This is a genomic window from Microbacterium sp. SWDP-B6 (assembly GCF_059803615.1).
In genome coordinates, this window is record NZ_JAPFGV010000002.1 from 93,698 (window position 1) to 107,893 (window position 14,196).

13 protein-coding genes are annotated in these 14,196 nt (G+C 67.2%); 6 read left to right on the forward strand and 7 right to left on the reverse strand.

The annotated features are described in order from the left end of the window. Positions 1-5 precede the first annotated feature (5 nt). From OPU70_RS04995 to OPU70_RS05025, 7 genes are all read right to left on the reverse strand, one after another. On the reverse strand, positions 6-1,298 hold the full coding sequence (locus OPU70_RS04995; RefSeq protein ID WP_042536472.1) for a thymidine phosphorylase: 1,293 nt from the start codon (positions 1,296-1,298) through the stop codon (positions 6-8). Beyond that, positions 1,295-1,693, reverse strand: a complete 399-nt coding sequence (locus OPU70_RS05000) for a cytidine deaminase (protein ID WP_042536471.1) — start codon at positions 1,691-1,693, stop codon at positions 1,295-1,297. The genes OPU70_RS04995 and OPU70_RS05000 overlap by 4 nt, the downstream gene beginning before the upstream one ends. A 7-nt stretch (positions 1,694-1,700) precedes the next feature. After that, complete coding sequence (locus OPU70_RS05005; RefSeq protein WP_042536470.1) at positions 1,701-2,987, reverse strand: ABC transporter permease; 1,287 nt, start codon at positions 2,985-2,987, stop codon at positions 1,701-1,703. After that, positions 2,984-4,303, reverse strand: a complete 1,320-nt coding sequence (locus tag OPU70_RS05010; RefSeq protein ID WP_042536469.1) for an ABC transporter permease — start codon at positions 4,301-4,303, stop codon at positions 2,984-2,986. Before OPU70_RS05010 ends, OPU70_RS05005 begins: the two co-directional genes overlap by 4 nt. After that, positions 4,300-5,814: an ABC transporter ATP-binding protein gene (locus OPU70_RS05015; RefSeq protein WP_498557263.1), complete on the reverse strand. Its 1,515-nt coding sequence runs from the start codon at positions 5,812-5,814 to the stop codon at positions 4,300-4,302. Before OPU70_RS05015 ends, OPU70_RS05010 begins: the two co-directional genes overlap by 4 nt. A gap of 161 nt (positions 5,815-5,975) precedes the next feature. Then, a complete protein-coding gene (locus tag OPU70_RS05020) occupies positions 5,976-7,088 on the reverse strand; it encodes a BMP family lipoprotein (RefSeq protein ID WP_056373402.1) in 1,113 nt (370 codons plus the stop codon). 147 nt (positions 7,089-7,235) lie between these two features. Continuing rightward, complete coding sequence (locus OPU70_RS05025; protein WP_042540325.1) at positions 7,236-8,351, reverse strand: mannose-1-phosphate guanylyltransferase; 1,116 nt, start codon at positions 8,349-8,351, stop codon at positions 7,236-7,238. Between the two features lie 179 nt (positions 8,352-8,530). Here OPU70_RS05025 and sdhC point away from each other — a divergent pair, with 179 nt between their 5' ends. From sdhC to OPU70_RS05055, 6 genes are all read left to right on the forward strand, one after another. Then, positions 8,531-8,965 (forward strand): succinate dehydrogenase, cytochrome b556 subunit, encoded by a 435-nt coding sequence (sdhC, locus tag OPU70_RS05030; RefSeq protein ID WP_072591539.1) that lies wholly within the window; start codon positions 8,531-8,533, stop codon positions 8,963-8,965. Then, positions 8,965-9,408 carry a succinate dehydrogenase hydrophobic membrane anchor subunit gene (locus OPU70_RS05035; RefSeq protein WP_042540324.1) on the forward strand — a complete coding sequence of 148 codons (444 nt, stop codon included), beginning with the start codon at positions 8,965-8,967 and terminating at the stop codon, positions 9,406-9,408. The genes sdhC and OPU70_RS05035 overlap by 1 nt, the downstream gene beginning before the upstream one ends. Positions 9,409-9,427: 19 nt before the next feature. Beyond that, a complete protein-coding gene (gene sdhA / locus OPU70_RS05040; RefSeq protein WP_042540323.1) occupies positions 9,428-11,254 on the forward strand; it encodes a succinate dehydrogenase flavoprotein subunit in 1,827 nt (608 codons plus the stop codon). A 2-nt stretch (positions 11,255-11,256) separates the two neighbouring features. Then, a complete protein-coding gene (locus OPU70_RS05045) occupies positions 11,257-12,024 on the forward strand; it encodes a succinate dehydrogenase iron-sulfur subunit (RefSeq protein ID WP_042540321.1) in 768 nt (255 codons plus the stop codon). 76 nt (positions 12,025-12,100) lie between these two features. Next, positions 12,101-13,306: a YihY/virulence factor BrkB family protein gene (locus OPU70_RS05050; protein WP_498557264.1), complete on the forward strand. Its 1,206-nt coding sequence runs from the start codon at positions 12,101-12,103 to the stop codon at positions 13,304-13,306. Positions 13,307-13,316: 10 nt separating this feature from the next. Further along, positions 13,317-14,159: an exodeoxyribonuclease III gene (locus tag OPU70_RS05055; RefSeq protein ID WP_197066003.1), complete on the forward strand. Its 843-nt coding sequence runs from the start codon at positions 13,317-13,319 to the stop codon at positions 14,157-14,159. Positions 14,160-14,196 lie beyond the last annotated feature (37 nt).

Below are 14,196 nucleotides of genomic sequence, written 5' to 3' on the forward strand. Positions count from 1 at the left end.
GCGGATCAGGCCGTGATGCGCTCGCGCACGATCGGACCGGCGGCCGGAGCCTCGTCGCCGATCGCCCATGCGCCCTCGAGGGCCTCGAGCGCGCGAGGGAACCTGGCCTCATCAGCGGCGGAGAGGGTGAACAGCGGCTGGCCGGCCACGACGCGGTCGCCGGGCTTGGCGTGCAGATCGATGCCGGCTTCGAAGATGACCGGGTCCTCGGCCCGCGCGCGTCCTGCACCGAGACGCCACGCCGCGATGCCGAACGGCAGCGCGTCCATCTGAGACACCACGCCGTCGGCGGGAGCGGTGACCACGTGCGTCTCGCGTGCCGTCGGCAGCGGTGCGTCGGGGTCGCCGTCCTGCGCGCGGATCATGGCCTTCCAGCCGTCCATGGCACGCCCGTCGTCGAGAGCGGCCTCGACATCGGCATCCGGCTGTCCTGCGAGCGCGAGCATCTCGCGCGCCAGGGCGATCGTCAGTTCGCGGACGTCGGAGGGGCCTCCGCCTGCCAGCACCTCGACGGACTCGCGGACCTCGTTGGCGTTGCCGATCGCTCGCCCGAGGGGCACGTTCATGTCGGTGAGCAGAGCGGTCGTGGCGACGCCGGAGTCGGTTCCGAGGGCGACCATCGTGCGCGCGAGTTCGCGTGCCCGATCGATGTCCTGCATGAACGCGCCCGAGCCGAACTTCACGTCGAGCACCAGCGCGTCCGTGCCTTCGGCGATCTTCTTCGACATGATGCTCGACGCGATCAGCGGGATCGCCTCGACCGTGCCGGTGACATCGCGCAGCGCATAGAGCTTCTTGTCTGCGGGAGCAAGACCCGAACCTGCGGCGCAGATCACCGCGCCCACATCGCCCTGCATCTGCGCGAAGATCTCTTCATTGCTGAGCGCGGCACGCCAGCCGGGGATCGACTCGAGCTTGTCGAGCGTGCCGCCGGTGTGGCCGAGTCCTCGGCCGGAGAGCTGCGGCACCGCCACGCCGAACACCGCGACCAACGGTGCGAGCGGCAGGGTGATCTTGTCGCCCACTCCTCCGGTCGAGTGCTTGTCGACGGTCTTCTTGCCGAGGGTCGCGAAGCTCATCCGCTCCCCCGAGGCGATCATGGCATCGGTGAGCACGCGGATCTCGTCGCGCTCCATGCCGCGCTGGAAGACGGCCATCGCGAACGAGGCCATCTGCGCGTCCGACACGTAGCCGCGCGTATAGGCGTCGACCATCCAGCGCAGCGCCTTCTCGGGCACGGCACCTCCGTCACGCTTGGCACGGATCACATCGACGGCGTCGAAGGGTTCAACGCTCATCGGGCGTCCTCCAGGTCTCGGGGGCCGAACGCATCCGGCAGTACTTCATCGATGGTCCGGATGCCGGAGACGGTCTCCAGCAGCATCCCGGGCATCGCGTGCTCGTAGAGCAGTTGGCGGCAGCGGCCGCACGGCATGATCGTCTGTCCGTCGTTGTTCACGCACACGAAGGCGACGAGCTGGCCGCCACCGGACATGTGCAGGTCACCCACCAGCGCGCACTCGGCGCACAGGGTCACCCCGTACGACGCGTTCTCGACGTTGCAGCCGGCGACGATGCGACCGTCGCCGACGAGGGCGGCGGCTCCCACGCGGTACCGCGAGTACGGCGCATAGGCCTTCGTCATGGCGTCTGTCGCGACCTGGCGCAGCTCGTCCCAGTCGATGTCGGTCATGTCTCTCCTAGGACTTTATGTACGGCTTGCCGCTGGCCGCCGGCCCGCGGATCTGACCGGCGAAACCGGCGACCGCGAGAAGCGTCACGACATATGGGAGCATCAGCATGAACTCGCCGGGGATCGGTGTCTTGAGGATCGACAGCAGGTTCTGCAGGTTCGTCGCGAAGCCGAACAGCAGGGCCGCGAGCGTCGCGCGGATCGGATCCCAGCGTCCGAAGATCACGGCGGCGAGGGCGATGAAGCCGAGACCGGCCGTCATGTCCTTGCCGAACTGCGGCACAGAGACGAGCGTGAAGTACGCGCCGCCGATGCCGGCGATCGCGCCCGCGAGCAGGACGTTCCAGAACCGCGTCGAGTTGACCTTGATGCCGACCGTGTCCGCCGCCTGCGGGTGCTCGCCGACGGCGCGGACCCGGAGCCCCCACTTCGTGCGGTACAGGCCCCAGGCGACGATGGCGACGGTGATGAACATGAGATAGACGATGAACGTCTGGTTGAAGAGCACCGGACCGATGATGGGGATGTCGCTGAGCAGCGGGATCTCGATGCGGCTGAAGCGCACCGGGGTGTTGAGCTCGGCCTCGTTCGGTGCGAGCAGCGCGCCGTAGAGGAACCCGGTGAGACCGCTGACGAGCACGTTGAGCACCACGCCGACGATGACCTGCTCGACGAGGTACTTGATCGCGAACGCGGCCAGCACGGCGGCGACGAGCACGCCGCCGAGCATCGCACCCAGCAGTCCGATGAACGGACTGCCGGTGACGCTCGAGAGCAGCGCGGCCGAGAACGCGCCGAGGAGCAGCTGGCCTTCGATCGCGACGTTGACCACGCCCGCCCGCTCGCCGATGACGCCGCCGAGGGCGCCGAACACGAGGGGGACGGAGAGCGAGACGGCTCCGAAGAGCAGGCTGCTGACGGGAACGAGGCCACCGGCGCCCGCCCACACGAGGAACCCGAAGACGGCGATCACGCTGAAGGCGATCACCAGCCAGATCGAGGGCTTGCGGTACGTCCACGCCCGCAGGAACGCGAGCACCGACAGCAGCGCGAGGATCACGATGACGACCCAGCTGGTCGGCCCGGTCGGCAGCGCCACGTCGGGCAGCGCGAACGGCGACGACGGGTCGTTGAGTCGGAAGCTGCTGGTGCCGCTGCGTGGCACGAGCAGGAAGAGGAGCGCCAGCAGCACGGTGGCTGCGGCGAGGACGATCGGCGCTTTCAGGTGCCGCTCGCGCACGGTGGCGAGCTGCACGGTTCCGTCGGCGGCTTCGCTCTGGACGAGGGAGGTCATGCGGTCACCGCCTTCTTCGTGGCTTTGGCTCTCGCCTTGGCCGCCTTCTCGAGGTCGGACTTCGGCAGGAAGAACACTGCGCGCAGCAGAGGCGGCGCGGCGATGAACAGCACGACGAGCGACTGCACGACGAGCACGATGTCGACCGGGATGTCCTGCGCCTGCATCGAGAACGAGCCCGCCTTCAGGGCACCGAACAGGATGCCTGCCGCGAAGGTGCCCCATGCACGGCTGCGGCCGAGCAGGGCGACGGTGATCGCGTCGAAGCCGATCCCGGCGTCGATCGTCTCGGTGATACCGGTCGTGACCGCACCCTGCACCTGGTTCATGCCGGCCAGACCGGCGAGAGCACCGGCCAGGAGCATCGCGTAGACGTAGACGCGCTGCACGCTGATTCCGGCCGCGCGCGCGGCGTGCGGGTTCTCACCCACGGCGCGCATCCGCATTCCGAGCGACGAGCGCTCGATCAGCCACCAGACGAAGAGGGTCGCGATGATCACGATCACGAACCCGAGGTCGAGCAGCGGGAACTGCGGCCCGAGGAGCTCGGGGAACTGCGCGCTCTCAGGGGTGGCGTAGCCGAGGGCCTGGTTCGTGCCGGGCTTCTGCAGCAGACCGGGTGTGCGGATCATCCACAGCAGCAGGTAGTACGCCACGTAGTTGAGCATGATCGTGAGGATGACCTCGTGGGCGCCCGTGCGCGCCTTGAGCAGACCGGCGATCGCGCCCCACAGCGCTCCGCCGGCGATGCCGGCGATCAGGGTGACCGGGATGTGCAGCCAGAACGGCAGGTCGAGCTGGAAGGTGAGGAGACCAGCGGCCGCCACGCCGATGAGCATCTGACCGCGCGCACCGATGTTGAACAGGCCGACGCGGAAGGCGAGGGCGACGCCGAGACCGGCGGCGATCAGGGGCGCCGCGAAGCCCAGCGTGTTGGTCAACGGGCGGATCTGCGCCGCGAAGTCCGCACCGCGTGCGTTGAAGATCGCTCCGCGGAAGAGCGCCTCGTAGCCGTTGTAGACCGCGTTCCAGATCGCGGCGAAGGTGTCGCTCGGACGCTGGAAGAAGTAGCCGGATGCCTCCAGCACGTCCTCGTTGGTGAAGGCGATCAGGATGCCGCCGACGACCAGAGCCAGGAAGATCGCGAGGATAGTCGTGACGGCGCTGCCGCGGAGCATCTCCTTCAGGATCACGTTGCCGCGCGGGGGCGGCGGAACCTCGCCCGTATCGCGCGGCGTCGTGGTCGTGTTCACCGAGAGCTGATCGGCGGAACCCCGTCCCACCGAGTCGCTCCCGTGTGGCGTCGTACCGCTCATGCGGCCACCTCTCCCTCGGCGGCGCCCGCCATCATCAGTCCCAGCGTCTCGCGCGGGGTGTCGCCGGGAACGATCCCGACGATCGTGCCTCTGTACATGACGGCGATGCGGTCGGCGAGAGCCGCCACCTCGTCGAGCTCGGTCGAGACGACCACGACGGGGATGCCCGCGTCTCTCGTCTCGATGATCCGCTTGTGGATGAACTCGATGGAGCCGACGTCGACTCCACGGGTCGGCTGCGCGGCGACGAGCAGTTTGAGCTCGCGGCTCATCTCGCGGGCGATCACGACCTTCTGCTGGTTTCCTCCTGAGAGGGTGCCTGCCGCGGTGTGCGGGCCCTGCGTGCGGATGTCGTACTCGCTGATCCGTGCGCGGGCGAAGTCCTCGAGCGCAGATCGCCGGATGGTCCCGCCCCGGCTGAACTCCTCGTCGCCGGTGCGGTCGAGGATCAGGTTCTCCGCGACAGAGAAGCCTGCGACGAGTCCATCCTCGGTGCGGTCCTCGGGCACGAAGCCGACACCCGCGTCGAGGATCGCTCGCACGCTCTTGCTGACCAGTTCGGTGCCTCCGAGGGTGATCGATCCTTCGACCCTGGCCGCGAGGCCGACGATGGCCTCGACCAGCTCGGTCTGCCCGTTGCCCTGCACTCCGGCCACGGCGAGCACTTCGCCAGGGCGCACGGAGAAGTCGATGCCGTCGACGACGATCGCCCCCGCGGAGGTGAGCACGCGCAGCCCCTTGACCTCGAGGCCGCCCTCGCCGAGGCGCGGCGGGTCCTTGTGCACGGTGAGCTCGACCGCACGTCCGACCATCAGAGACGCCAGCTCGGCGTTGGTCGCCGTGGGCGATGCCTCGCCGACGATGCGGCCGAGGCGGACGATCGTGATCGTGTCCGCGACCTCGCGCACCTCACGCAGCTTGTGGGTGATGAAGACGATCGCCGTGCCTTCGTCCCGCAGCTGACGCATGATGCCCATCAGCTCGTCGGTCTCCTGCGGCGTGAGCACAGCGGTGGGCTCGTCGAAGACCAGGACCTTGGCATCGCGCGACAGCGCCTTGATGATCTCGACCCGCTGCTGCACGCCGACGGGGAGGTCGCCGACGATGGCGTCAGGGTCGATGTCGAAGCCGAAGCGGGCGGCGACGGAGCGAACGTGCTCACGCGCCTTCGTGATGTCGAGGGTGCCCAGGCCCTTGGTCTGCTCGTGGCCGAGCATGACGTTCTCCGCCACCGTGAACACGGGGACGAGCATGAAGTGCTGATGCACCATTCCGATGCCGGCGTTCATCGCGTCGCCGGGGCCGCGGAACCGCTGGACGACGTCGTCCAGGAGGATCTCGCCCTCGTCGGCCTGATACAGCCCGTAGAGGACGTTCATCAGAGTGGACTTGCCTGCACCGTTCTCGCCGAGCAGCGCATGGATCTGCCCCGGCTCGACGACCAGGTCGATGTGGTCGTTGGCCACCAGGGTTCCGAACCGCTTGGTGATACCGCGAAGTTCGAGCTTCATATCTGCACCTTATCCAGAAGTGTCATCCAGAAGAGTCCGAAGAATCTCCGGCGCATCGCACGGGGATCGCCCGGATGCGCCGCGAACAGTCGTCATCGTCCGTCCACGGCGCGGGGCGAGTGGCCGCTTGCACCACTCGCCCCGCCATGGATGTGAACTGCTTACGGGGAGTTCTCCGACTCCACCGTGATGTCACCCGAGATGATCTGCTCCTGCAGAGCCGAGATCTCATCGAGCAGCCCGTCGGGCAGGTCGCCCTCGAAGGCACCGAAGCCCGAGAGCTTGACGCCCTCGTTCTCGAGCGTGCCGATGTAGGGAGCCGGGTCGAAGTCGCCCTCGGATGCGGCGACGGTCGCGTCCTCGACGGCGACGTCGATGGCCTTCATGATCGAGAAGAGGGTGACATCGGCCACGCTCTCGTCGGCCACCGCGAGGTCGCTGTCGACGCCGACCAGCAGCGTGTCCTTGCCGCTGTCGGCGATGGCCGCCGCGGCGCTCTGGTAGATCGGTCCACCGACCGGGAGGATCACGTCGACGCCCTGGTCGAGCACGCCCTGGGCGGTCTGCTTGGCGGTGTCGTTCGCGTCGAAGCCGCCGGTGAAGGAGCCCTTCTGCGTGGCGGCGTCCCAGCCGAAGACCTCGACGGCGCCCGACTTGTCCTCGTTGTACTTCTCGACGCCGAGCTGGAAGCCGTCCATGAACACGGCGACCGACGGGATCTGCATTCCGCCGAAGGTGCCGACCTTGTTCACGCCCGATGCAGCAGACCAGCCGGCGGCGGCGTAGCCACCGAGGTAGGCGGCCTGAGCCGTGTCGAAGACGAGGGGCTTGATGTTGGGAGCATCGGTGGTGCCGTCGAAGTCGTTGTCGGCATAGTCGTCGATGATCGCGTAGTCGATCTCGGGGTTGGCGAGAGCGGACTCGACGGTCGCGGCGGAGAGCTTGAAGCCGACTGCGACGATGAGCGAGCAGCCCTCCGAGACAGCGGTCTCGAGGTTGGGCGCGTAGTCGTTGTCGTTGGCGGACTCGAACTCGATCGGCTTGACGCCGAGAGTCTCCGCTGCGCGGTCCATGCCCTCCTTGGCGGACTGGTTGAACGACTTGTCGTTCCAGCCGCCCGCGTCCGAGACGAGGCAGGGGATGAAGTCGGAGTCAGCCTCGCCGCCGCCGGTGCCGCCCGATTCGGTGGGAGCCTGGCCGCAGCCGGCAAGTGCGAAGACGACGCCAGCGGCGATGGTCGCGCCGAGCAGCTTCTTGGTGGTGGAGATGGTCAACTCATGCCTCCTGAACGGTGCCGCGGCCCTCGCGGATCGCTCAAAGTTACCTAGTGTTTCGACTTTTGTGCATGCACGAGGGCGAAGCGCTGGCGAATGGTTACAAACCTGAAACCAAGACAGCCGATGAGCGACGGTGCGTGCTCATCAGAGCACGTCGCTCCGCCCCGTCAGCTTCAGGGACTCGACGACACCCTTCACCCGCTGCGCATGTTCTATCGTCGTGACGAGCAGAGCGTCTGGCGTGTCGACCACCACGATGTCCTTCACGCCGATCAGGCTGATCACGCGAGAGGTCTGACTGACCAGGATCCCGCTGGCAGCATCCGACAGCACCCGGGCTTTCGGCCCGAGCACGGCGAGGTCGTTCTTCCGCCCGTTGTTGATGAGCTTGGTGAGGGAGGCGAAGTCCCCCACGTCGTCCCAGTCGAAGTGCCCGGGCACGACCGCGAGGCGTCCGCGTCGCGCAGCCGGCTCAGCCACCGCGTAGTCGATCGCGATCTTCTTCAGCCCGGGCCAGATCCGATCCACGGCGGGGCCGCGGCGCTCACGGTCGTCCCATGCCTCGGCGAGCTCGAGCAGCCCGGCGTGCAGGGCCGGCTCGTTCGCGGCGAGCTCATCGAGCAGCACGCTCGCCTTGGCGATGAACATTCCGGCGTTCCAGAGGTAGCCGCGGTCGGCGAAGTAGGCCTTGGCGGTCTCGAGGTCGGGCTTCTCGACGAAGCTCTCGACCAGGGCGGCCTCGCGCGCCCCTTCGACGAGGAGCTCCGCGCCCCTCTTGATGTAGCCGAAGCCGATCGCAGGCTCGGTCGGAGAGATGCCGATCGTGCAGATGTATCCCTCGCGCGCGACCTCGACGGCGTCGCGGACGGCGAACTCGAACACACGCGTGCTGCGGATGACGTGGTCGGCGCTGAACGAGCCGATGATCACGTCGGGGTCTCTCCGATGCAGGACTGCGGCCGCCAACCCGATCGCCGCCGCGGACTCGCGCGGCTCCGACTCCAGGAACACATTCAGATCCGGTATTCCGGGCAGCTCCGCCTCCACCGCCGCGCGATGGGCCCGGCCGGTGACCACGGCGATCCGGTCGGCCCCGGCCAACGGCTCCAGCCTGTCCCACGTGTCGCGCAGCAGAGAGTGCCCGGAACCCGTGAGATCGTGCAGGAACTTCGGCGCGTCCGCGCGGGAGAGAGGCCAGAGTCGGCTGCCGATTCCGCCGGCAGGGATCACGGCGTAGAAGTTCTCGATGGGTTGGCTCACCCTGCCAGGGTATCTCCACGGAAAGTCTCGACATCGAGACACTTAGGCTCCCCTTCGTCGCCCGCAGTCGTCTCACGGGAATAGGATGGTGTCCGATCGGCCGTGCCTGATGACAGCAGGCTCACGCTTGGAAGACGCACTGCACGCGACCGAGTCACTTCGATCCAGGGAGGACGACCGTGTCCACAAGCGCTCGCTTGACACCGTCGATTTCGGAAACCACTTCCAAGACGCCACGCGGCACCCTCTACCGGGGTCGCGAAGGCATGTGGTCGTGGGTGCTTCACCGCATCACCGGAGTCGCCATCTTCTTCTTCCTGTTGGTGCATGTGCTCGACACTGCACTCATCAGGGTCTCCCCCGAGGCGTACAACGCCGTCATCGGCACGTACAAGAACCCGATCATGGCGCTCGGCGAGGTCGTGCTGGTGGCAGGCATCGTGTTCCACGCGATGAACGGCCTCCGCATCATCGCCGTCGACTTCTGGTCCAAGGGTGCCAAGTACCAGCGCCAGCTGTTCTGGGGCGTGCTTCTGGTGTGGGGCATCATCATGGCGGGCTTCGTGCCTCGTCACCTGATGCTCGCGTTCGCCGGCTTCGGAGGAGGACACTGATGACCGCTCAGACCGTCGCAGCCCCTGTCCGCCGTCAGCGCGGATTCAACCTCGAGAAATGGGGCTGGCTCTTCATGCGCGCCTCCGGCCTCGTGCTCGTCGTGCTCATCTTCGGGCACCTGTTCATCAACCTGATGGTCGGCGAGGGCATCCACGCCCTGGACTTCGCGTTCATCGCCGGAAAGTTCGCCACGCCGTTCTGGCAGTGGTGGGACGTCCTCATGCTCTGGCTCGCGCTGATCCACGGCGCCAACGGCATGCGCACGATCGTCAACGACTACGTGACGAACAACACCGCTCGCAAGGCGCTGATCTGGGCCCTCGGCCTGGCCGCAGCCCTGCTCATCATCCTCGGCACCCTGGTCGTCTTCACGTTCGACCCGTGCCTCGGCGTGACCGAGTCGAGCACACTGTGGGAACAGTGCCAGACGCTGGGCAAGTAGAAGAGAAGGCATACGAGAAGTGACTACCGAGACCCAGGATTCCGTCGTGCGCGACGGCGTGCACTACCACCAGTTCGACATCGTGATCGTGGGCGCCGGCGGCGCCGGCATGCGAGCGGCCATCGAGGCAGGCTCCGGCGCGAAGACCGCGGTCATCTCCAAGCTCTACCCGACGCGGTCGCACACCGGTGCGGCGCAGGGCGGCATGGCGGCTGCGCTCGCGAACGTCGAGGAGGACAGCTGGGAGTGGCACACCTTCGACACCGTCAAGGGCGGCGACTACCTGGTCGACCAGGATGCTGCGGAGATCCTCGCCAAAGAGGCGATCGACGCGGTCATCGACCTCGAGAACATGGGTCTCCCCTTCAACCGCACGCCCGAGGGCAAGATCGACCAGCGTCGATTCGGCGGCCACACCGCCGAGCACGGCAAGACCCCGGTGCGCCGCGCATGCTACGCCGCCGACCGCACCGGTCACATGATCCTGCAGACGCTGTTCCAGAACTGCGTCAAGCTCGGCATCAACTTCTTCAACGAGTTCTACGTCCTCGACCTGCTCACGGTGAAGGACGCCGACGGCAAGACCCAGATCTCGGGCGTCGTCGCATACGACCTCTCGACCGGTGAGCTGCACGTGTTCCAGGCCAAGGCCGTGATCTTCGCGACCGGCGGCTTCGGCAAGATCTTCAAGACGACCTCGAACGCGCACACCCTCACGGGTGACGGTGTCGGCATCGTCTGGCGAAAGGGCCTCCCCCTCGAGGACCTCGAGTTCTTCCAGTTCCACCCGACCGGACTGGCCGGACTCGGCATCCTCCTCACCGAGGGCGCCCGCGGCGAGGGAGCCATTCTGCGCAACGCCTCGGGCGAGCGCTTCATGGAGCGCTATGCCCCGACGATCAAGGACCTCGCACCTCGCGACATCGTCGCCCGCTGCATGGTGCAGGAGGTGGCCGAAGGCCGCGGCGCCGGTCCTCACAAGGACTACGTGCTGCTGGACTGCACTCACCTGGGTGCCGAGGTTCTCGAGACCAAGCTGCCCGACATCACCGAGTTCGCCCGCACGTACCTGGGTGTCGACCCGGTCGTCGAGCCCGTGCCGGTGATGCCGACGGCCCACTACGCGATGGGCGGCATCCCCACGAACAACGACGCAGAGGTTCTCGCCGACAACACCACCGTCGTCCCGGGTCTCTACGCCGCCGGCGAGTGCGCCTGCGTCTCGGTGCACGGCGCCAACCGTCTCGGCACCAACTCGCTGCTCGACATCAACGTGTTCGGCAAGCGCGCAGGCCGCAATGCGGTGGAGTACGTCAAGACCGCCGAATTCGTGCCGCTTCCGGAGAACCCCGCCGGGTTCGTCTCCGGGATGCTCGAGGGCCTGCGCAACAACCAGGGCACCGAGCGCATCGCCGTGCTCCGCAAGGCGCTGCAGGACGAGATGGACAAGGGCGCGCAGGTCTTCCGCACGCACGAGTCGCTCGAGCACGTGCTCGGCGTCATCAAGGAACTGCGCGACCGCTACATGAACGTGCACGTCGACGACAAGGGCAAGCGGTTCAACACCGACCTGCTCGAGGCCGTCGAGCTGGGCTTCCTGCTCGACATCGCCGAGGTCGTCGTCTATGCCGCGCAGAACCGTGAGGAGAGCCGGGGCGGCCACATGCGCGACGACTTCCCCACCCGCAACGACGAGAAGTACATGCAGCACACGATGGCCTATCTCACGGGCGATCCGCACTCCTCCACTCCGAGCGATCACATCAAGCTCGACTGGAAGCCGGTCGTGTTCACGAAGAACGAGCAGGGCGAGTTGAACTACCCGCCGATGGAGAGGAAGTACTGAGCATGTCGAACGCCATCGCCGAAGCTCCCGCAGACACGACGCAGGACACGGGCATCCAGTCGTTCATCGTCACGTTCAACATCCGTCGATTCGACCCCGAGATCGACTCCGAGCCGCACTGGGTCGACTACGACGTGGAGCTGTACTCGACCGACCGCGTCCTCGACGCCCTGCACAAGATCAAGTGGGAGGTCGACGGCTCGCTCACGTTCCGCCGCTCGTGCGCCCACGGCATCTGCGGCTCTGACGCGATGCGCATCAACGGCCGCAACCGCCTGGCGTGCAAGACGCTGATCAAGGACCTCGACATCTCGAAGCCGATCTACGTCGAGGCGATCAAGGGCCTGCCGCTCGAGAAGGACCTCGTCGTCGACATGGAGCCGTTCTTCGCGTCGTACCGCGAGGTGCAGCCGTTCCTCGTCGCGAACTCGGTGCCGGAGAAGGGCAAGGAGCGGGTCCAGTCGATCGCGGATCGCGAGATCTTCGACGACACGACCAAGTGCATCCTCTGCGCCGCGTGCACCTCGTCGTGCCCCGTCTTCTGGACCGACGGTCAGTACTTCGGACCCGCGGCGATCGTGAACGCGCACCGCTTCATCTTCGACTCCCGCGATGACAACGCTGCGGTCCGTCTCGACATCCTCAACGACAAGGAAGGCGTCTGGCGCTGCCGCACGACCTTCAACTGCTCCGAGGCCTGCCCCCGCGGCATCGAGGTCACCAAGGCCATCGCCGAGGTCAAGCAGGCAGTGCTTCGCGGTCGTCCCTGACTCTCGCGCGCTGACGACGACGGGCGGGCTCCTTCACGGAGTCCGCCCGTTCTCTCTGTGTGGATAGGGTGAGGATGTGTCTGATCCCGCTGGCGCCGAGAACGAGCCCCGCCGCCTCGACGCGGCCGTCGAACGGGCCACCGCACTGACCCAGCGCACACTCGGGCTGTTCCCCGTGCGCGTGTGGCGTCACTTCCTGCAGCACAATGGGTTCCTCCTCGCAGCGGGCGTGAGCTACCAGGCGCTGTTCGCGATCTTCGCGGCGATCTATCTCGCCTTCGCCATCGCCGGTCTCTGGCTCGGAGGCAGCACCGAAGCGGTCGACGGCATGATCGACATCATCAACAGCTACATCCCCAACCTGATCCAGGACGAGGGCGGGGTGTTCACCCCGCAGCAGGTGCAGGAGATCGCTGCGAGCACGACCGGGCTGCTCAGCATCACCGGTCTGATCGCGCTCGGAACCGTGATCTGGACGGCCATCGGCTGGGTGACGTTCTCGCGACGCGCGACGCGCGACATCTTCGGCCTGCCGCCCGACCGTCGCAGCTACGTCATCCTGAAGGCGAGGGATCTTCTCGCCGCGCTGATCTTCGGAGCGTCGCTGATCGCCGGTTCACTGCTCAGCTCCGCCAGCGCTGTCGCGATGAGCTGGATCCTGAGCCTGCTGGGATGGGGATCCGCCCTCGACGGCCTCACCAGCATCCGGATCGGCACCGTGCTCGTGTCCTTCGCGCTGCTGTCGGGCGCGCTCGCGGCGATGGTGCGCTTCCTCACCGGCACATCCCTGCACTGGAGCACGATCTGGCCGGGCGCGCTCCTCGGCGGCGGGGCGATGACGATCCTCCAGTTCGGCGCGGGATTCCTGCTGAGCTACACGCCGACGAATCCGCTGCTCGCCACGTTCGCGATCTTCATCGGTCTGCTGCTGTGGTTCAGGGTGAACGGCGTGGTGATGCTGGTCGCCTCCTCGTGGATCGCCGTCGCGGCGAAGGATCGTGACCTGCCGCTGCTCGCCCAGTCCGACGCGGAGCGGCGGGCGGCTGAACACCAGACCCTGGTGGCAGCAGCCCGCATCCGCGTGCGCGAGGCGCACGAGGCTCGCGAGACGGCTCCGTGGTACCGCGCCTGGGCCGCCGCCAGGGCCGTGCATGCGACGGAGCAGGAGCTCGCCGACCTGGAGGCCTCTGCTCCCCCGCCCGTCGATGCGAGCTCCGCCTTCGCCCAGCGTCTGCTGGCCGATCTGCAGCGTCCGTCCAAGGATGTCGGCGGCCCTCGTTAGGCTGGTGAGCATGCCTCATCTGCGTATCGCCTCGGTCAATGTCAACGGGATCCGAGCGGCGGCTCGCAACGGTATGAGCAGCTGGCTCGATGCGGCCGACGTCGACATCCTGACACTGCAGGAGGTCCGCGGGCAGGACGAGCACCTCGAGGCCGCGCTTCCCGGATGGACGTTCGTGCACGACGAGGCCACGGCCAAGGGACGCGCCGGAGTGGCGATCGCGAGCCGCGTGCCGGCCATCGCCTCCCGCACCGAGTTCGGCGACGACGACTTCGATTCGAAGGGACGCTGGATCGAAGCTGATTTCCTCATCGGAGACCGCCCGCTCACGGTGGTCAGCGCCTACGTGCACAGCGGCGAGGCCGACACTCCGAAACAGGAGGAGAAGTGGAAGTTCCTCGATGCGTTCGGTGTGCGTCTCGCGGACCTCGGCGATGATGACGGCGCGCTCGCTCTCGTGACCGGTGACCTGAACGTCGGCCATCGCGAACTCGACATCAAGAACTGGCGGGGCAACCGCAAGAAGGCCGGTTTCCTCCCCCGCGAGCGCGCGTACTTCGACCGGTTCCTCGGAGCGGCGGGCGAGACGGTCGAGTCCGCAGACGGCTCGACCGGCACCGGTCTCGGCTGGGTCGACGTCGGGCGCGTGTTCCACGGTGAGGTCGACGGGCCGTACACGTGGTGGTCGATGCGCGGTCAGGCATTCGACAACGATTCGGGGTGGCGCATCGACTACCACCTCGCGACTCCCGCGCTCGCCGAGCGGGTCACGGCCTATCACGTCGCCCGCGCGGCCGCGTACGACCAGCGCTGGAGCGACCACGCTCCGGTCGTGGTCGACTACAGCTACTGACCTCTCGCGCACCGACTGCCTGCTGTCCGGGTCGCGG